At 39.7% G+C, this 18,645-nt stretch carries 17 protein-coding genes; 5 read left to right on the forward strand and 12 right to left on the reverse strand.

Going from position 1 to position 18,645, the window contains the following annotated elements:
• The first annotated feature begins 93 nt into the window (after positions 1-93).
• Positions 94-2,550: a M1 family metallopeptidase gene (locus E2K93_RS03250; RefSeq protein ID WP_135437713.1), complete on the forward strand. Its 2,457-nt coding sequence runs from the start codon at positions 94-96 to the stop codon at positions 2,548-2,550.
• A gap of 6 nt (positions 2,551-2,556) precedes the next feature.
• Positions 2,557-3,093 carry a DUF6702 family protein gene (locus tag E2K93_RS03255; protein WP_135437714.1) on the forward strand — a complete coding sequence of 179 codons (537 nt, stop codon included), beginning with the start codon at positions 2,557-2,559 and terminating at the stop codon, positions 3,091-3,093.
• Between the two features lie 44 nt (positions 3,094-3,137).
• On the opposite strand, the gene E2K93_RS03260 is transcribed toward E2K93_RS03255, so the two are convergent.
• From E2K93_RS03260 to grpE, 6 genes are all read right to left on the reverse strand, one after another.
• A complete protein-coding gene (locus E2K93_RS03260; protein WP_135437715.1) occupies positions 3,138-4,304 on the reverse strand; it encodes a glycosyltransferase in 1,167 nt (388 codons plus the stop codon).
• 173 nt (positions 4,305-4,477) lie between these two features.
• Positions 4,478-5,245: a hypothetical protein gene (locus E2K93_RS03265; protein ID WP_135437716.1), complete on the reverse strand. Its 768-nt coding sequence runs from the start codon at positions 5,243-5,245 to the stop codon at positions 4,478-4,480.
• A 22-nt stretch (positions 5,246-5,267) separates the two neighbouring features.
• Positions 5,268-6,086, reverse strand: coding sequence for a class I SAM-dependent methyltransferase (locus E2K93_RS03270; RefSeq protein WP_135437717.1), 819 nt, complete (start codon positions 6,084-6,086; stop codon positions 5,268-5,270).
• Positions 6,076-7,098 carry a glycosyltransferase family 2 protein gene (locus E2K93_RS03275; protein WP_135437718.1) on the reverse strand — a complete coding sequence of 341 codons (1,023 nt, stop codon included), beginning with the start codon at positions 7,096-7,098 and terminating at the stop codon, positions 6,076-6,078. Before E2K93_RS03275 ends, E2K93_RS03270 begins: the two co-directional genes overlap by 11 nt.
• Positions 7,099-7,115: 17 nt before the next feature.
• Positions 7,116-8,900 (reverse strand): hypothetical protein, encoded by a 1,785-nt coding sequence (locus tag E2K93_RS03280; protein ID WP_135437719.1) that lies wholly within the window; start codon positions 8,898-8,900, stop codon positions 7,116-7,118.
• A gap of 307 nt (positions 8,901-9,207) precedes the next feature.
• Entirely contained in the window at positions 9,208-9,810 is a 603-nt protein-coding gene (gene grpE / locus E2K93_RS03285; protein WP_135437720.1) for a nucleotide exchange factor GrpE, read from the reverse strand.
• Between the two features lie 206 nt (positions 9,811-10,016).
• Here grpE and nadK point away from each other — a divergent pair, with 206 nt between their 5' ends.
• The 3 genes from nadK to E2K93_RS03300 all read left to right on the forward strand — a co-directional run bounded on the left by nadK (position 10,017) and on the right by E2K93_RS03300 (position 13,177).
• Entirely contained in the window at positions 10,017-10,898 is an 882-nt protein-coding gene (gene nadK, locus E2K93_RS03290; protein WP_135437721.1) for an NAD(+) kinase, read from the forward strand.
• Positions 10,899-11,028: 130 nt separating this feature from the next.
• Complete coding sequence (gene recN, locus E2K93_RS03295) at positions 11,029-12,693, forward strand: DNA repair protein RecN (protein WP_135437722.1); 1,665 nt, start codon at positions 11,029-11,031, stop codon at positions 12,691-12,693.
• Positions 12,694-12,838: 145 nt separating this feature from the next.
• On the forward strand, positions 12,839-13,177 hold the full coding sequence (locus E2K93_RS03300; protein ID WP_135437723.1) for an outer membrane protein assembly factor BamE: 339 nt from the start codon (positions 12,839-12,841) through the stop codon (positions 13,175-13,177).
• Positions 13,178-13,265: 88 nt separating this feature from the next.
• On the opposite strand, the gene E2K93_RS03305 is transcribed toward E2K93_RS03300, so the two are convergent.
• From E2K93_RS03305 to E2K93_RS03330, 6 genes are all read right to left on the reverse strand, one after another.
• Entirely contained in the window at positions 13,266-14,192 is a 927-nt protein-coding gene (locus tag E2K93_RS03305) for a hypothetical protein (RefSeq protein WP_135437724.1), read from the reverse strand.
• Between the two features lie 15 nt (positions 14,193-14,207).
• Entirely contained in the window at positions 14,208-14,894 is a 687-nt protein-coding gene (locus E2K93_RS03310; protein ID WP_135437725.1) for a hypothetical protein, read from the reverse strand.
• On the reverse strand, positions 14,881-15,459 hold the full coding sequence (locus E2K93_RS03315) for an RNA polymerase sigma factor (protein WP_416316101.1): 579 nt from the start codon (positions 15,457-15,459) through the stop codon (positions 14,881-14,883). The genes E2K93_RS03310 and E2K93_RS03315 overlap by 14 nt, the downstream gene beginning before the upstream one ends.
• Positions 15,460-15,504: 45 nt before the next feature.
• A complete protein-coding gene (locus E2K93_RS03320) occupies positions 15,505-16,419 on the reverse strand; it encodes a hydrogen peroxide-inducible genes activator (protein ID WP_135437726.1) in 915 nt (304 codons plus the stop codon).
• A 130-nt stretch (positions 16,420-16,549) separates the two neighbouring features.
• A complete protein-coding gene (locus E2K93_RS03325) occupies positions 16,550-17,815 on the reverse strand; it encodes an inorganic phosphate transporter (RefSeq protein ID WP_135437727.1) in 1,266 nt (421 codons plus the stop codon).
• Positions 17,816-17,826: 11 nt separating this feature from the next.
• Positions 17,827-18,504: a TIGR00153 family protein gene (locus tag E2K93_RS03330; RefSeq protein WP_135437728.1), complete on the reverse strand. Its 678-nt coding sequence runs from the start codon at positions 18,502-18,504 to the stop codon at positions 17,827-17,829.
• Between the last annotated feature and the right edge of the window lie 141 nt (positions 18,505-18,645).

The following is an 18,645-nucleotide window of genomic DNA, read 5'->3' on the forward strand; positions in this document are numbered from 1 at the left end:
TTGCATTTTGTCGAATAGTACTTGCCCTTGAAAATAGTATGGATATGATATCGCGCCTAGCGCTAATAAAATAACTACATTTCAGGGGCTCTAATGAAGTTCAAACATATCCTCGCTGCCATTTCTGTATGTGCAGTATTTGCAAGTCATGCATCAAGCATGGCCGTAAAGCAAACCAAAGGTGATTTCGAAGATAAATTTAGGCAGATGGAAGAAATCTTACCAACGCCAAATGATTACCGAAATGCCGCAGGTGAGCCAGGTAAAGAATACTGGCAACAAAAAGTTGATTACGATATCAACGTCACTCTAGATGAAAAGTCTCGTCGCCTAAGTGCGACACAAACGGTCACCTATCACAATAACTCGCCATATCGCTTAAAATATATTTGGATACAGTTAGAGCAAAACCGTTTTAAACGTGATTCTATCTCTGAGCTAAGTGCTGATTTTGGCGGTTTAGGTCGTCGTGGTCCAGCAACCGAAAAGCCTAGCCATGACAAACCAGGGAAGATCAGCTTTGCTGAGCTACGTAAACAACATGCCTATTCAGACAACACCTATGGTTTTGATACGTTTAAGGTCACTGATAGCCGCGGTAAGCCATTAAAAGTGACTATTGTTGGCGCACAAGCACGTATTGACCTACCAAAAGCATTAAACGCTGGTGATGACGTCAGTTTCAACATTGAATTTGCGTTTAACATTCTCGAAGAAAATGCGGTATCAGCACGTGCTGGTTACGAGCATTTTCCAGATGATGCCAACAAGGGCGGCAATGATATATTCCTTCTTGCACAATGGTTCCCTCGTGTTGCTGCGTTTTCAGATTACGAAGCGTGGCATAATAAAGAATTCTTAGGTCGTGGTGAGTTCACCCTAGAATTTGGTGACTACGATGTAAAAATGACCGTACCTGCGGATCACATTGTTGCCTCTACCGGTGAACTTGAAAACGCCTCAAGCGTGCTTACTAAGCAACAACAAAAGCGTTTAAAGCAAGCTGAAAATGCTAAGCGTCCAGTATTTGTCGTTACCGCTGAAGAAGCACTGAAAAACGAAAAAGCTGGCACAGATAAAACTAAGACGTGGCATTTTAGTGCCGAAAACGTCCGTGATTTTGCTTGGGCATCATCACGTAAGTTTATGTGGGATGCCAAAGGTTATCATCAAGGTGGTGACGATCAAGAATTGGTTATGGCGATGTCGTACTTTCCAAAAGAAGGTGGCGATTTATGGAAAAAGTATTCGACTGAATCCGTCATCCACACCATGGACGTATACTCACGCTACACCTTTGATTACCCTTACCCAACGGCAATCAGTGTCAATGGTCCAGTTGGTGGCATGGAATACCCAATGATCACCTTCAATGGCCCTCGCACAAAATGGCATGAAGATGGCAGCCGTACCTATACTCTTGCCGAAAAACGCTTTTTGATTGGTGTTGTTATCCACGAAATCGGCCACAACTACTTCCCAATGATCGTCAACTCAGATGAACGTCAGTGGACCTGGATGGATGAAGGTTTAAACAGCTTCCTTGACGGTGTCGCAGGTCGTGAGTGGGATCCTACAATTCCATGGGGCGTTGAACCGCGTGATATCGTGTCTTACATGAAATCGGATGTGCAAGTACCTGTGATGACCCAGTCGGATAGTGTTCTGAAACTTGGTCCTAATGCGTATACCAAGCCAGCGGTTGCCTTGAACATTTTGCGTGAAGTTATTCTTGGCCGTGAATTATTTGATTTTGCCTTTAAAGAATACTCAGTGCGTTGGAAGAATAAGCGCCCTACACCATCCGATTTCTTCCGCACGATGGAAGAAGCATCTGGTGTTGACCTAGACTGGTTCTGGTATGGTTGGTTTTACACCACAGATCACGTAGACATTGCAGTTGATGACGTATATAAGCTACGTCTTGATACTAAAAACCCTGACATCGACCTTGACCGTCGTCGTCAAGAAGAATTAGACAAGCCAACCTCATTGCATGTTGATCGTAACAACGAAGCCGGTGTTAAAACCTGGTTAGAGTTAAACTCCGACATTCGTGACTTCCACGACGAAAACGATCGTTGGACAGTTACCAACAAAGATCGCAATGAATACAAGAAAATGCTTAACAAACTTGAGCCTTGGGAACGTCAAGCATTTGAACGTGCCGTAAAAGAAGATAAAAACTACTACGTTATTAACTTCTCAAACAAAGGTGGTTTGGTTATGCCTATTTTACTAGAGCTAACCTACGCCGACGGTTCAACTCAAGCAATGCATATCCCAGCTGAGATTTGGCGCCGTTCGCCAAAGTCGGTAAGCAAGCTTATTGTCACCGAAAAAGACAAGGTTCTGGTTTCTGTTGCGGTTGACCCACACTGGGAAACGGCCGATGTAAATGTCGAAAACAACCACTTTCCAAGACGCATTATTGAGTCGCGTATTGAAGCGTTCAAGCAAGAAAAGTCGAAGAAAATGGAATATCGCGATATCATGCACGACAGTAAAGCAGAACTTAAAGAACCTAAAACCAAGGTTTATAAAAAGTAAACTGACATGAAATTATCGTTTATCACACAAAAGCTGATGCCGATACTGACTATGTTTGTAATGATGATGAGCACTGTCGTTAGTGCTCATCAACAAAAAGAAGCATACAGCAGTATTTTATTTAATGAGCGCACCAACAATATAGAAGTATCGCATCGTTTTTATCTGCATGATGCTGAGCATGCGATTGCTGATATTTTGGGTAGCAACTCAGACTTACTATCGGATCCAACCAGCCAGCAAAATTTTGCTACCTATATTCAAAAACAGTTTCGTTTATTGGATCAAAGCAAAAAAACATTAGCCTTAGGCAGTGTTGGCTTTGAAGTGGAAGGTAAGTACTTTTGGGTATACCAAGAAATTGCCCAACCTGACAACTTGTCAGCGATATACATTAAAATGCGAGCATTGCAGGACGAGTGGCCAGGTCAAATTAATCAGATCAACGTTGAATACAGTGACCAGCCGACAAATGGCAATAAAGTGCGCTCTGTTCGCGTATCGGAAGATGATGATTGGCAGCGTATTGAGATTGAACGATAAATTTTTATAAACAATAGCATTTTATCGCTAGTAATATGCTGCCATTATTGCATTTCAATGTCACAAATTTTTGCCTTTTTTAGCGATGAAATTAGTTTTTCTCCTATTGCCTTGTGTGTAAACTGCTCATTCACTTCATGATGTAGATTTAAAGAGCTTAGTTTTTCTCTTTCATTCATTGCAGTGATTACTGCTCGAATCAATTCATCTGCATTATTAGGAGGAATTAACCATACACCAGGTTCCTCACCCGATAGGAGCTCTTTTATTGCCGGTGAACTTCTTGTTATTAGGGGTTTATTAGCAGCTAAAATTTGAAATACTTTATTAGGTATGACCATATCACTCTTTATTGTGCTACCAAAAATCCCTAAACATACATCAGCTTCATTAATCTTCTCAATTAATGATTCATATTCAACCCACTTATTCCAACTAACATTAGAGCATTGTTCTATTTCAAGTTTATACTTTTCAGCCTCTTGCCCTGTGCCAATTAAAGTCCAATTCACTAATTTATTATCGATGAGCTTTGCTGCAGATAATATGGTAGTTATTCCATGAAGGGGTATAAAGGTTCCATAAAACAATACATTAAATTGCTTATGTTGCTGTTTCAATTTTCTTTTACGTATTATTTGTTGGTCAAAAAACAATTCTTCTGCACCAACATAAGTATGAGCTACTTTGTTTTGATCTAGCTTATACCGACTACGAAAGTAATTAGCATGAGCACGCGTATCTAACACTACCACATCTGCTGCTCGACACGCTGTCCACTCAAATATATATAAGAGCCAACTCAAAGGGTTATATTTACTAACAAGTTTACGGTCTTCAACAACGGTATTATAAAGAGAAATGAAAGCATCCCAAACAATTGGAACTCCTTTTATCTTTGCAAATGGCCAAAGAATCAAAACATCTATATGACCTAAATAACCAACCAAAATAAAGTCAGTTTTGTCAATTTTGCAAAATTTTGCTATGAGCTTTGGGTATTCCTTCATATAACTGAAGAGAATGTTTCCCCATTGAGATACTTTTTTTAGCTGACTTTTATCATTTTCGCCCATCCAAATGTTTGCATGGCAGTATTGTAGAATACAACCTACTTGGCTCAGGCCATTTTGAAGAATACGATTTCGAGGCTTGGTTTTATCAAATGTCCCCCAAACTAGAATGTTTAATTTATTTTTCTTATTTTTCAACGGTCATTCCTGCTCTATTTTTGACGGCAAATCATTCGTACTTTTAATAGCCTTACCGATAAAAAAAGTAATAAAATCAGCTATTACCTGAGCCACCCTATTAAGAGCAGTAATAATAATTGCACAAAGCTCGCCGCAAAAAGGTGTTAACAATAAAATCAATACAAATTCTCTTACACCAACCCCCCCGGAGCACCGGGCGTTAGATACCCAGTTATGAAAGCGATTGAAAAAATTCCGGCGACAAGGATAATATTTTCAAACTGATAATCAAAGATACTGTCGGCCAAATACTCTAATGAAAAACCAACAGTTAAAAAAGTAAACCAATAAAGAATTAGGCATATCAATAGGTATTTTACTTTAGGAAAATGTAAATTACGTAGGAATTTAAGCTTACTATCAACTCCAAATAGGCTTGGAATTTGACGCAAAACAATCAAACTGATAACTGATATAAAAATTGAACTATAAATCAAAACATCTAATTGGATTAGATGTTTTTCTATGGTTTCCTGCAAACCTACTTGATATAAAGTAAACAATGAAAGAGTCATTACTGCTAAGGTAAGTAAAACAACCTCTAAAACCAGAGTATTAACTACATTGACAGTGTCGATTCTTATAGCTCTCGAAAACCACACTCGACCAAATAAATGCGCTATATTTCCGGGCACATACTTACCCAATTGTGATATAAAAAATATTTGAATTGTTTGCTTTATATCTATTTTGTCATTTCTACCTATTAATAAAATGAACCATATAATAGCTCCTAAGAAGTTTGTGAAAATAAAAATCATTACAGTTATTGTAACGGGCAGTAAAAACGTAGCCCTCCATTGAAACTGCTCCAGCTTAGGTAATGCTGTTAACGCAAAATAGGCTAGGATAATAACTACCAAGATATTACCTAATAGGTGGGCAGCTTTCTTAGTCATTTTAACTATTTTGTCCAAACGCTCAATTTTTTTTCTTAGCGAGTACTATATACCCATCACCAAGGCCGAATTTTGCAAAAGCACTCTGCGCATGGCAACATAATCGCATCAGCATTCTTCCTATATAACTTTGTTGAAACGAAAACAGTTTAGCCTCACTTTTTCGTTCAATTCCGCTTCGTTCTGTTCCCTCTAAGTCACCCACAGGCCGTTTTTTAGAATCCGCATTATGTATCCTATCTCGAAGGATATTAGTCAGGTAGGTTAAGGGGTAGCCGTAAGTCTCAAAATGAATACATTCCAAGCCACAATCATTCATTAATTTTAAAAACTCTTGTTTTTCATAGCGTCTAAAATGGCCAGCCCAAACATCTTTAGGCCCCCATTTCGACATTAGTGCAGGTACAGATAGTAAACACATCCCTCCCGGCTTCAACCATTTCAACCACTCAATAAGAGCCGCCTTATCATTCTCAATATGCTCTAAAACCTCGAAAGACATAATTACATCAAACTGTTGATTCCAATCTAAACTCTCAGCATGAATAGACTTTGCAACTGCAGTATTTAATAATGTCTGTGAAGCAACCAAACGTGCCTCAGCGGATCTCTCTAACACCTCTACTTCATAACCTTTTTGCCAACAATCATAACTAAGAGCTCCTGCACCACACCCTACTTCTAGGATACGCGCTGTACTAATTCCCCTCAATATTTTACAAACTCTAAATCGTCTTAAAACATACCTAGGAGCGGGTACCCAACTTAAATCATTGAAATAAAGACCGTAATCTTTATCAAAACTAACCAGATTGTTATTTTCAGGCAGCTTAGACATCATTATTAGTTCCTTTCTTCATAACCTTATTGTACTCCAATACATTATCTTTCGAGCTTGGACTTGGGTTACCTCTAAAGCGGTCTTCTAACTTTTCAACTTTATGGATTGTTTTTTCTATTAACTTTCTATTTATACTTATTAAGTCAGCAATGATACCAAGCACTAATATAATTACGCCCATAATGACTAAAGTAGTACCTAAAATTAGCGACTGAATATGCCCACTTCCATCGCCGGTAGAATAAAAATAAAGAAACCGTAATATCGGAACAATACCGATAAATAATATAATAACCCCAGTCCCTAAAAAAACTCTAAACGGTTGGTACATTGTATAAACTCTAAACAACGTGGTAACTGACTTATTTAAAAATTGAGGCACTGATGTAAACAATCTGGACTTTCTAGTATTGGGATTTGTTCCAATTTTGACTGATTTAACGCACATTTTATTAGCACTAGCTAGAAGCAACATTTCTATCGTGTAACTAAAGTCGGAAATTATATTGATCTTTTGAACAGATTTTTTCGACATTGCTCTAAAGCCGCTGACAGCATCGGTAATCTCTAGCCCAGTTACCTTTCTAATCACAAAGCTACCGAAAACCTGTAAGCACCTTTTAAAAAGAGAAAAATGAGGGTTTTCAATTCCACCTCTATCGCCGATTACGATATCGGCCTTTCCGGCTAGGATTGGAGCAACCAATTTGGGAATGTCATGACCTTGATATTGATTATCGCCATCTGTATTAACAATAATATCAGCATTTAGACGTAAACATTCTTCGATACCTGTATGAAAAGTTCTAGCAAGACCTTGGTTTGAAGTATTAATTATAATATGATCAACGCCCAACTCTTCTGCAATTTTCACTGTATCATCTGTAGAGCCATCATCTACAACTAACAACTCTATAGTATCGACACCAATAATATTTTTGGGCAAATCTTTAATAACCTGAGGCAAAGTATCAGCTTCATTAAAGCAAGGTATTTGAATTATAAGTTTCATTGCAACTTCCTTTTTAGCTAAAATCCAGAGAAAACATTTTCGATTTGTACTTCATTACTCGGGACGTATAGGTTATCCCCCCACCGTAACTTAACTATTCCGCTCCCATCTTTAGCAGAGATTTGATGGCGTCCTTCAGACAAAAACAAAGTTTCCCCTGGATAGATTGGAGTTTTGTTTATATTAACTTTCGATCCCGCTTCTAAGGTATAAACGCCTGAAATTTGAATGTGGAAGTTAAGTTCACTACTAGAGTGCCCAAAGTTAAACTGTTTACCAGCAACGTAAATTTTATTCCAGTGATGTATATAGTTTCTGCCTATGACATTTTTATCTGTCTCTGATAGGTCTATTGAATTGTCCAACTCCACTTTCAATGTTTTTTCTTCTAGGTATCCAATATTTGCAATATAAAATACTGGCTGACTTTTAATGATAATTTGCTCAAAAGTTGGCGTTAAATTGGCTTTGTAATTTTCCATTCCCCAAGAACTCATAAAGAAACCTACCTGCCGAAAAGTTGATACCATCGAGCACCTATCAAAGTAACTTACAGGTTTAGGGAAAATTTTATGAATTTCATTTACTAAAAGTTTTTGTGAATTATTTGAGCGGGTTTGTGGTCGTTCAACAGCCATTTTGACCGTATTCAAAACCAATAGAACAATAAATGTGCCCGCGATGAAATGCTTTGCTTTTGATTCAAACTTATCAAATAAACAAAACCAAACTAAGCCACAAAAAAAAGATGCCAATGGTAAGGCGAACGTATAAAAATATGGGAAGGCGTTTCTGTAAAATAAGATTGAAAACAAAGGGAGTAAGAAAGCTACGTACAACATAACCCAGCTTATGAATTTAAAATTTAGGAGGGCAGGCTCTGAAATAAATTTTTGTTTATCAATAGTCCAAAACAACACACAACCTGAACACAATGTTCCCCAAAATACAACATCAAAAACCAGAGTATTCAAAAAATATGCTTTTCCTGGAAAAAATTCGGCTTGCTCAATAGTTTTAGAAAAGCTGTGAGTTAATAAAGATACTTCAGCTTGTTTAATTGGCGATTCAACCCCTTGTTTATGAAAAAATAGCCCAATAAGAAAGAAAACTAGGGTGCTAATAAGGATTTTGGCTACATACATTAAATCTTCTTTTCTTTCATTGGATAACAGTATTCGCCTTAGACCAAGCAAAATAAAAGTTGGTAAATACAAAACTGACTTTATCGTTACAAGAAGAGAGATTGATCCTAATAAAGCACTCGTCAAAATCAAATAATTCTTTTTTTGGAAATTTAACAAAATAGAAACGATTGCGGTTACACAAAATGTTGCTATTGGATCGGTTCTAAAACTTGCTCCCATTAAAAGGATATAAGAAAAAGAAAAGTAAGAAAATATTGCAAATAAGGAAGCTGTTACAGTTAAAAAGTTACGACATATAGAATAAAGAAAAGCTCCTGTCAGCACTTGTAATAAAACCATTACAATACGGCCAACAACAACTAAATTAACTTCATTGAAGGTCAAAAGACTCATCCATGAAAAAAGATGTACATGGAATGTTTGGAGAGAAGAAGATAACTCCCCTCTTAAATGTTTAAAAATAAAAGACAAATAATAAAATTCATCCCAATTAATTTCATAGTTAAACGCGATATGAATCTTGGAGAATAAAAGTAACAATAACAGTAAAACTAAAACACCACTCCAAATTGACTGTGAAAGAGCCATTTTTTGATCAAAGGGAGTTTTAATTAAAGTTATGTAATTATTAAGCGCTATAACTGCTCTTTTCATCTTCCGCTAATGGTTATTATAATTATCACCCTAAACTAACAGGGTTTTTCCAATCTATTATTATGAGCATAGCAGAGAATTTTATTTTTCCAATTAAGTAAACTATTTACTTATAGAACTAAGCTTTTGATTTTTAGTTTATTTTGTAATTTAGGGGAGCTATTTAGTTATTTTATATTACTCTCAATAGCTTTGATATTAGGTCAATATACAATATGTACTAAAGAGTATTATCATTACTTATTTGAAACAAAAAAGGCTCACTGAACAATAGTGAGCCTTTTTCTTATACAGATTCTTGTAGCGGTTATTTAGAAACCATAACCATAGCTGGACGAATCAGGCGGCCGTTAAGCTCGTAACCTTTTTGCATTACCGCAATAACGGTGTTTGCTTCAACACCTTCTACCGGTTGCATAGACATCGCTTGATGCAATTCTGGATTAAATGGCTGGTCTTGTGGGTCAACGGCTTTAACACCGAACTTATCCAAACCAGAAATCAAACCTTGCAGCGTCAAGTTAACACCATCATAGGTGGTCTTTTGCTGTTCATCTTCAGCGTTAATGGTGGCTAGACCACGTTCTAAATTATCAACAACCGTTAGCATTTCACCAGCAAATTTCTCAAGCGCAAACTTTTTCGCTTTTTCAACTTCCTGCGCACTGCGACGACGAATATTGTCAACTTCGGCTTTGGCGCGAATAACGGAATCTTTTTGCTCATCAACTTTTGCTAATGCGGCAGCAAGCTTTTGCTCTAGTTCAGCAATTTTTTCTTGCTCTGCAGACAATACTTCGACTTCTTGCTCTGCTTGTTGCTCTTCAACAACAACCTCTTCTGTATTCTCAACCGTTTCTTGTTCTACGGTATCTGGTTGCTGTTCTGTTTTATTTGACTCGTTCGTCATCGATAACTCCACAATATCTTTTCCCAAGTTCCGCTAGACGCAAGACTGCGACTGACTCAGGGGTACTGATTTTCACTAAAACATTTATGGGGGCATTATATACGCTTTCAAGCATTAATTTTAACTAAAATTCCGCTCTCAGCTTTACTTTAGCTAATTTCTTAGTAAAACTGCCTTTATATAGGAAAAAACTGCAACACCTCTAGATGAGCAAGTTATATAACACCATAGGATTAATAGGAAAACCCGATCACGATGGCGCTTTGGCTACCATTGCGGCTTTACATCATTATTTGGAAAACAATGGTTACCAAGTAATGATTGAAAGTAAGGTCAGTGAAAAACTCAATAAACACGCAGATATCACCTTTGATATCGTTGAAATTGGTGAACAAGCTGATTTGGCTATTGTAGTTGGTGGTGATGGCTACATGCTTGGCGCTGCACGCGTGTTAGCCAGTCATAATGTTGCCGTGTTAGGGGTTAACCGTGGCAATTTAGGGTTTCTTACCGATCTCTCGCCAGATAACCTGATTGAGCCATTAGAAGCGATTTTAGAAGGTCAATCTAACACCGAGCATCGATGCTTACTGTACGCAGAAGTATACCGTCATGGGCAATTAAAGAGCTCTAACGCTGCCATGAATGAAGCGGTTCTGCATCCGGGTAAAGTCGCGAGCATGATGGAGTTTGCGGTTTATTTAGGTGATACCTTTATGTTCTCCCAGCGCAGTGACGGCATCATCATTTCAACACCAACTGGCTCAACCGCATATTCTATGTCTGCCGGCGGCCCAATTATGACCCCGACATTAAACGCCCTTAGTTTGGTGCCAATGTTTCCGCATACCTTGTCATCAAGACCTATCGTTGTCGATGGCGACAGTGAAATTAGAATTGTCGTTGCCGAAAACAATCACGAAGAATTGCAAGTAAGTTGTGATGGCCATGTGATTCTTGCGGTAATGCCTGGCGATGAAATTCGTATTAAAAAAAGCAAATACACATTACGTCTTGTGCACCCATTAGATCATGATTACTTCAGCGTTTTGCGTACCAAACTTGGTTGGGGCAATAAGGTCTATTAAACACCCCTTTCGATTGTCGAAAATTCAAACTTGCATTCATTGATAAACACTGTTAATTTTACTGTATAAATTAACAGTGTTTATTTTATCCCGTGGTTTAACCGCAGAACTATAACAATGAGTGCCAAACATGCTTACCAATCTTGCCATTAAAAACTTTGCCATTGTCAGCTTTGTTGAGATCGACTGGCAACAAGGAATGACCACCATCACCGGTGAAACCGGTGCCGGTAAATCCATCGCCATCGATGCGTTAGGTTTGTGTTTGGGGGATAGAGCAACCACCAACACCGTGCGCCCTGGCACCGATAAAGCTGAAATTACCGCCAGCTTCGATATCAGCCAATTAGTCAAGGTGCAAAAATGGTTGCAAAATCACGATTTACAACAAGATGATGAATGCATTATTCGTCGGGTGATCTCAAAAGAGGGTCGGTCTAAGGGCTATATTAATTCCAACCCGGTGCCATTGGCGCAGTTAAAAGAGCTTGGCCAAAAGTTGATTAATATACACGGTCAACATGATCACCAATTGTTGTTAAAGCCAACAGAGCAGCGTCGTTTGGTGGATGATTTCGCTAATAATCAAAAGCACATTGAAAAAGTACAAACCCTGTATCACCAACACCGTCGATTAGAACAAGAAAAACAGCAATTACTCGCTAATGTTGAACAGCGCCAAGCTAAGCAACAATTATTGCAATATCAGGTACAAGAGCTCGATGAGTTTTCTCTACAAGCTAATGAGTTTGACCAGCTAGAAAACGACTTTAAGCGCAATGCCAACGTGCAACAACTGATGCAAGTTAGTGATTTATGTTTACAACAACTTTCTGATAGTGATGAATACTCTGCGCTATCAATGATTCAAAAATGCAGTGAACAGTTAAATCAGTTAGTCGACCTTGATGCTAATGCGACAGCCATTGCAGAAATGGTCAATGAAGCGAGAATTTCATTAGAAGAAGCAAGTAATGATCTTAGCGTATACCAACAAAATATAGATATAGATCCACAAACCTATGCCTTGATTGAAGAGCGCTACGCCACCGCGATGCAATTAGCACGAAAACATCAAGTACGACCTGAAAATCTATTTGCGCATCATTGCTTGCTTAGGCAAGAACTCGATGGTATCGCTGTCGATGATCATCGACTTGAATTTATCGACAGCGAGCTAGACCAATGTATAGAGCAATACCAACACGCCGCCGTTAAACTGCGCGACAAGCGCGTGCAAGCCGCCAAGCAATTGGCAAGCAAAATCACCGCTTCGATGCAGCAGTTAAATATGGAAAAAGCGCAATTTAGCGTGCAAGTAAACAGTGAGAAACCGGATCAAGTTCTGCAATTTGGCTTAGATCATATTGAATTTGTTGCCAGCATGAACCCTGGCCAACCTCTTGAAGCGATCCACAAAGTCGCCTCTGGTGGTGAGTTATCTCGCATTAGTTTGGCAATCCAAGTCATACTATCCGCCAAGATCATCACGCCTACGTTAATCTTTGATGAGGTCGATGTGGGTATCAGCGGCCCAACAGCGGCTATGGTCGGTAAGCAACTGCAAACACTGGGTCAATCAACACAAGTTATCTGCGTAACGCATTTACCGCAGGTTGCAAGTCGCGGTCATCAGCAATTGTTCGTTGCCAAACTCACCGATGGTAATCAAACCCAAACTCGAGTCAATCAACTTGATCAACATAAGCGTGAGCAAGAAATCGCTCGCCTTCTCGCTAGTGATGAAATTACCGAATCCAGTATGGCAAATGCTCGTGAACTTTTAGCCAGTTAAACTATCTGATAACAACGGCAACATATACCTTGGCCTTTGCCCTTGCTTTTGCTCGGCTTAAAAGGCCAAATTGTTGCATAAAAAGCTTTCATATAAGCGTCCCCTTGGTTATCATTCAGGCACTGACTTTTAGGATAATAATGACATGTTACGAGCTTTGATTATCGGTGCGGCCATTTGTTTAACATCGGCTTGCGTTTACCGAATAGATGTACCACAAGGCAATTACATCGAACAAAAACAAATAGACAAACTGCAAGTAGGTATGACCAAAGAACAAGTTAAGTTCGTTCTTGGCAACCCAGTGATCCGTGATACCTTTAATGACGATACTTGGTACTATGTGTACGAGTTTTTATCAGGTAAAGGTGAAGAGTACGATAAGCGCAGAAGATTGGAATTAAACTTTGACGGCGATAAGTTAGTCGATGCTAAAGGTGATTTCGAAATAAAAGAAAGCTTTTACGTACCAATCGAAGAGTAATCACCACTCTTATCAATAGCAAAAAAAACCCCGGCATTGCCGGGGTTTTGTTTTTCGGTGAACACCACTTCTTTATCATTACTGTATATTAAAACTGATAACCATTGGCTTTACTTAGCAGTGCCGGGGCATCGAATTTTTCCAGCACACAGTTCTTCACATCCGCTTTATTAAACACCAAGACCTTGTCTTTATAGCCTTGATTGGTTTTATCACCACCACCTTTGATAATCACACTAACAAACTGCTGTGCTGGCACCTCACGTAAACCGCCTCCATAGTTACACAATACATTACTCACTTGTTGTTCAATATATTGCATAAAGGCTTTTTGCTCCTCAATGCGTTGCTGCTTTAATTGTGCGACTTTTTGTTGGTACTTTTTCGATTCGGCAGCCAGTTTTTGTTTGGCCTTATTGATTTCCTTTTTGCGCGCTTCAAGCTGTTTCAAATCTTGCTCTATTGATTTCTGTTCATCTTTATCTAAATGCGAGCGCTGATAACTTAAATCTCGCTCTTCACGGGCGATATCTCGCAATTGATAAGCCAAATCACGTTCTTGCTCTCGTAATTGGCGCTGTTGCTCTACATCATAACGAATGCTTTCCTGTGCTGCCTCAAGCGCTATGACAGCCTCTTCCATCGCTTCTTCAATGACAACTTCAAACTCTTCACCAAACAGTGCTTCGCCATCCATACCTTTAGGCGCTTTAGGAGGCCGTGGCGCAACAGGAGCAACCGGCACCACAGGTAAAGCGAGTGGCATACCGTAGAATGATGAATGATTGAGGTTAACCGTAAATAACACACCTTGCCCTGCTAGGTAATGGCCTTCAATTTTGCTTACTTTCGAACGCGACCCTTTGCCAGAATTTTCATTGACTGAGCTTTTTAAAATATCGCTCATAATATTTAGCTGCTTGTTTAGATTTTGATAATCCATTGCCATCGCTTGTGGCGTCAACACCAGTGTTGCGGCAACCGCTGTTGAGATAATACGTTTCATTATTTTCATAATAGACTCCTGAAATTATGGTTGCTTGTTGGAGGTGTCGGGTTTTGCATCAGACTGACCATCAATGCGATAGCCTATGGTTTGTGCCTGCAACTTATAATCAAGTTGTTGCATTTTTAGAGACTGCTGCAGGTTATCCTCTTCACGCGCTTCATTGACAAAGCTGACGATATTGGAAATATCTTGCTGGCGCTCGGTTCTCGATGCGCTTAGCACATAAGTCGCAAGTTTTAGATTGTTGTCTTGCTGTCTCGATATAATGTCTTGATTAAACTCAGCCATCACCACTTGTTGCTCTTTAGCAAATTCGATCAATCTGGCATTAACCAATTGTTCGACGTCCGTCGGCATGGCTTGGCTACCACCAAAACTCACCAGTAAGCCTTGTTCGGTATTACTTATCTCGACTTTAAATAACACTAACGCGATGGCGACAATAGACATAGCCATAGACAGTGCAGGCATCGCACGCCACTGCCACCACGGGCGTTTTTCGTCACTGAAAGTCGATTGTTTATCCCACTTTGGAACCGGCTCAGGCTCAAAAGCTAGCGCTTGTTGCTCAATAAACCGAGCACTCGCCAAACGTGCTGCTAATGCCTCATCTTGGCTTGCGAGTTGCTCTAATTGCTGTGCTTGCTCAATCGATAACTTATTATCGAGCCATAATTCAAATAATGAGTCTTGATCATGCTTGGGCATATTCAACCTCCAAAACATTTTTTAATTTATCTAATGCGGCGTATAAGCGCGATTTAACGGTATTGCTAGATACGCCGATTTGGTTGGCTATTTCGTCGAACGTGAAATGATGAAAGAACTTTAACTCCACCACCACACGTTGATTAACCGATAGCGTTTGCATAGCTTTGCCGAGCGCTTGTGCTTGCGATGTATGCTCGGCACTGGTACTTGGACAATGTTGGTTAGACTCGTCCATCATTTCCGGTTCATCATCTAACGATAAGGTCGGTTTTCGACGACGATAGTATTCAACACAACGATAATGGGCAATACGATAGAGCCAGGTTTTGAATTGACTTTCGCCGCGAAATGAAGACAAGTTGCGAAATACGCTGATAAAGATATCTTGCATCAAATCTAACGCATCATCCCGATGCCCTACCATGCGAAGTGCATAATTAAATACCTGACTCTCGTATTGAGCAATAAGCTTCATCCAGGCAGATTTATTGCCATTCTGGGCTTGTTTAATCAGGCTTTGTTCACTGCGCTCAAACAATCTCTTTTCCATTGTTGTTGTCATTTACGCTTATAGTCGACGGGAGTTGCAAAATAGTTTGAAATTTTTTCAATTTTTTTGAAAAAATTGCTGCACAACATCGGCGAGCAGCGCAAAAGATTCCGTTCTTGGGCTGTGTTCTCGCTCAAACATGGCGATTTGTCTGGCGGGCTGTCCCTGTAATAGCGACACGGTAAGATTAGGGTTGTCTGCTAAGCCTTTTTGAATCGCCATCTCTGGCAAAAAGGTAATGCCTTTGTGATGAATGGTCATTTGCAATAAGGTCGCTAACGACGTTGCGGCAAATGGATTGACTTTGGTTTTATCAACTAACTTGCAGGCCGATAACGCATGATCGGTTAGGCAATGCTCTTCTGATAACAAGAACACCGAATGGTCCGGTATTTGTTGAAATGTTTTCTCCTCGATGACTTGCTCCACCAAGGATTTATCTCCCGCTAGATAAAAGGCATCATGACCAAGCTCAGTGACTTTGACCGGACCTGCCGCTTTTGGGTCAACCGGCGTGGCCAATATGGCAATATCAATGTCGCCATTAGCAAGTTGAGCTAATAAGCTATCCGTCGGCGCTTCGGTAATAAATAACTCTAAATCAGGAAAGCGCTGCTTCACTTCGGTTATCACATCAGTCAACAAGAATGGCGCAATTGTTGGAATACAACCTAAATAGACATGCCCCTTGTCGAGCTTACCTTGTGATTGTGAGAACTCTACAAACTCTGACGCTTGCTTTATAAGTTGCTCGGCCATAGCTACAACGGCTTTACCATGTGCCGTAAACACAAAGCTTTTATGGTCGCGCTCAATCAGCTGACAATCGAGTAGCTGTTCTAATTTAATGATGGCACTGCTCAAGGTTGACTGCGACACAAAACAAGCATCGGCCGCTTTATGAAAGTGTTGATGTTCATTTAAGGCCAGCAAGTACTGGATATGTTTGAGGTTGGGCAGATGTATATTCATCAATTAAATTAATCAAAAATAACATTTAGGAAATATTAATCTAATCTAATAATGCGACTTTTACCAACATTATAAACAAAAAAACCAGGCTAAAGCCTGGTTTTAAATATGCATTACTTAACGTAATTGGTTAGGTGAAAGCACCTTTGATCATCCAGAAGAACATGATCGATAAACCAGCACCTACTGGCAAGGTAACTACCCACGACACCACGATATTACGTACAACACCTAAGTCGATAGCGGCAATACCACGTGCCATACCGACACCTAGAACTGCACCAACCAAGGTTTGCGTGGTTGAAATCGGTAAACCCGTACCTGATGCAACAACAACGGTACAAGCTGCGGCAAGTTCGGCTGCGAAACCACGGCTTGGTGTAAGGTGAGTTATACCTTTACCAATAGTGGCGATTACGCGATGACCGAAAATGGCCAAACCGGCAACAATACCAAAACCACCTAGTGGTAAAATCCACCAAGCTAACGCTGCTTTTGAGGCTATTTCACCTCCGCTTTCAACAACAGATACAACCGCGGCCAATGGACCAATCGCGTTTGCCACGTCATTTGAACCATGGGCAAATGCCATACAACATGCGGTAATCACCATTAATACGGCAAATACTTTTTCAACGTTAATGTAATCCGCACGGCGACTTTTTGCTGTCTTAAACTTAAGACGAGCGATAAAGAATTTACCGATTATAGCAACGATTACTGCAACACCAATGGCGTACATGTAACCTTCAAACGTACCAATGTCCATACCGATGTGTTTGAGACCTTTTTTGATTGTCACCAAAGACAATACAAAACCGGCTAAAAACATGTATAACGGCACCCATTTACGGGCTTTTTCTAATGGCTTATCGGTATCAAAAATGAGCTTTTGCGCACTGTTGAAGATGATAAATGAGAACACACCGGCAATCAATGGTGTGATGATCCAACTACCGACAATACCACCAACTTTACCCCATGCTACGGTATCAGGTGATACACCAACGGCAGAGAAACCAACGATAGCACCAACAATTGAATGCGTCGTAGATACAGGCCAGCCCATGTAAGAAGCGATAAGCAACCATGTACCTGCAGCAAGAAGTGCAGAGATCATACCAAACACTAACAGCTCTGGTATATCGACAAAATATCCGGCATCAATAATGCCTTTACGAATCGTAGAGGTTACTTCGCCACCGGCAAGGTAAGCACCTGCGAATTCAAAAATCATCGCCACGATGATGGCTTGTTTGATGGTTAGTGCTTTCGAACCAACCGATGTACCCATAGCATTGGCAACGTCGTTTGCACCAATACCCCAGGCCATAAAGAAACCAACGACTGCAGCAAACATAATGAGCACACTGCCGTGATTAATTAAGATTTCCATTGCAGCGCCCCTTATCTCGCTAACATGATTTCAAGGCGAGCACCAACACGCTCAGCCAAATCAGCTAATTCGCCTACCCATTCGATGATTTGATATAAAAACATCACATCAATCGGGTTAAGCTTATCTTCGATAGCCATAAGATTACGACGTAAGCTAATTTGCATGCTGTCAGTGTCATCTTCAATTTTGGCTAATTTTTCAATCATGTTTTCCACAAGGTCAACTTCGCGACCACGGAAACCAGTTTCTAGCAGATCATCAAGTTCGTTAATAGCCGCTGCTGCTTGTTTAACAGCATCTAGACAACGATTTACGTACGCTTCAAATTCTTCAAGTAATTGTTCAGGAGCTTCCAATTTGCGACCTAAAACACGACCTGAGATGTCTTTTGCTTTGTTAGCTATTTTGTCTTGCTGACTCACTAACTCAAGCACATCTGTACGTTGTACTGGCATGAATATGCCACCAGGTAACTCGTTACGAATTTCTCGTTTTAACTCATCTGCTTCTTTTTCTAAAGTCGAAATTGTTTTTCGAATTTCTTCTGCTCGACTCCAGTTTTGATCAGCACATGCTCTGAAAAATTCAGGAAGGTGTGCAGCACATTCATGTACTTTGCGAATATGCTTTTCCAAAGGTTTTATAGGCGATTTTGCGAATACACCTAAGATTGTATTTCCACTCATATTGTTTATCCTGCAGTAGTTACTGCTTGATTTAAAAAATCGGCGCTAATATACACTAATTAAGCCTTATTTAACAAAAAAATACCGTCATAAAATCAGATATTTTTACAAGAATAGCGTGCTTAGTGTATTTTTTAAACA

Source organism: Thalassotalea sp. HSM 43 (assembly GCF_004752005.1).
Lineage (GTDB): Bacteria > Pseudomonadota > Gammaproteobacteria > Enterobacterales > Alteromonadaceae > Thalassotalea_A.

Bases quoted from the DNA above. Each gene is read 5' to 3' on its own strand.
- E2K93_RS03250 (WP_135437713.1), top strand. From the start codon at position 94: ATGAAGTTCAAACATATCCTCGCTGCCATTTCTGTATGTGCAGTATTT.
- E2K93_RS03255 (WP_135437714.1), top strand. From the start codon at position 2,557: ATGAAATTATCGTTTATCACACAAAAGCTGATGCCGATACTGACTATG.
- E2K93_RS03265 (WP_135437716.1), bottom strand. From the start codon at position 5,245: ATGACTAAGAAAGCTGCCCACCTATTAGGTAATATCTTGGTAGTTATT.
- E2K93_RS03270 (WP_135437717.1), bottom strand. From the start codon at position 6,086: ATGATGTCTAAGCTGCCTGAAAATAACAATCTGGTTAGTTTTGATAAA.
- E2K93_RS03275 (WP_135437718.1), bottom strand. From the start codon at position 7,098: ATGAAACTTATAATTCAAATACCTTGCTTTAATGAAGCTGATACTTTG.
- E2K93_RS03280 (WP_135437719.1), bottom strand. From the start codon at position 8,900: ATGAAAAGAGCAGTTATAGCGCTTAATAATTACATAACTTTAATTAAA.
- grpE (WP_135437720.1), bottom strand. From the start codon at position 9,810: ATGACGAACGAGTCAAATAAAACAGAACAGCAACCAGATACCGTAGAA.
- nadK (WP_135437721.1), top strand. From the start codon at position 10,017: ATGAGCAAGTTATATAACACCATAGGATTAATAGGAAAACCCGATCAC.
- recN (WP_135437722.1), top strand. From the start codon at position 11,029: ATGCTTACCAATCTTGCCATTAAAAACTTTGCCATTGTCAGCTTTGTT.
- E2K93_RS03300 (WP_135437723.1), top strand. From the start codon at position 12,839: ATGTTACGAGCTTTGATTATCGGTGCGGCCATTTGTTTAACATCGGCT.
- E2K93_RS03305 (WP_135437724.1), bottom strand. From the start codon at position 14,192: ATGAAAATAATGAAACGTATTATCTCAACAGCGGTTGCCGCAACACTG.
- E2K93_RS03310 (WP_135437725.1), bottom strand. From the start codon at position 14,894: ATGCCCAAGCATGATCAAGACTCATTATTTGAATTATGGCTCGATAAT.
- E2K93_RS03315 (WP_416316101.1), bottom strand. From the start codon at position 15,459: ATGACAACAACAATGGAAAAGAGATTGTTTGAGCGCAGTGAACAAAGC.
- E2K93_RS03320 (WP_135437726.1), bottom strand. From the start codon at position 16,419: ATGAATATACATCTGCCCAACCTCAAACATATCCAGTACTTGCTGGCC.
- E2K93_RS03325 (WP_135437727.1), bottom strand. From the start codon at position 17,815: ATGGAAATCTTAATTAATCACGGCAGTGTGCTCATTATGTTTGCTGCA.
- E2K93_RS03330 (WP_135437728.1), bottom strand. From the start codon at position 18,504: ATGAGTGGAAATACAATCTTAGGTGTATTCGCAAAATCGCCTATAAAA.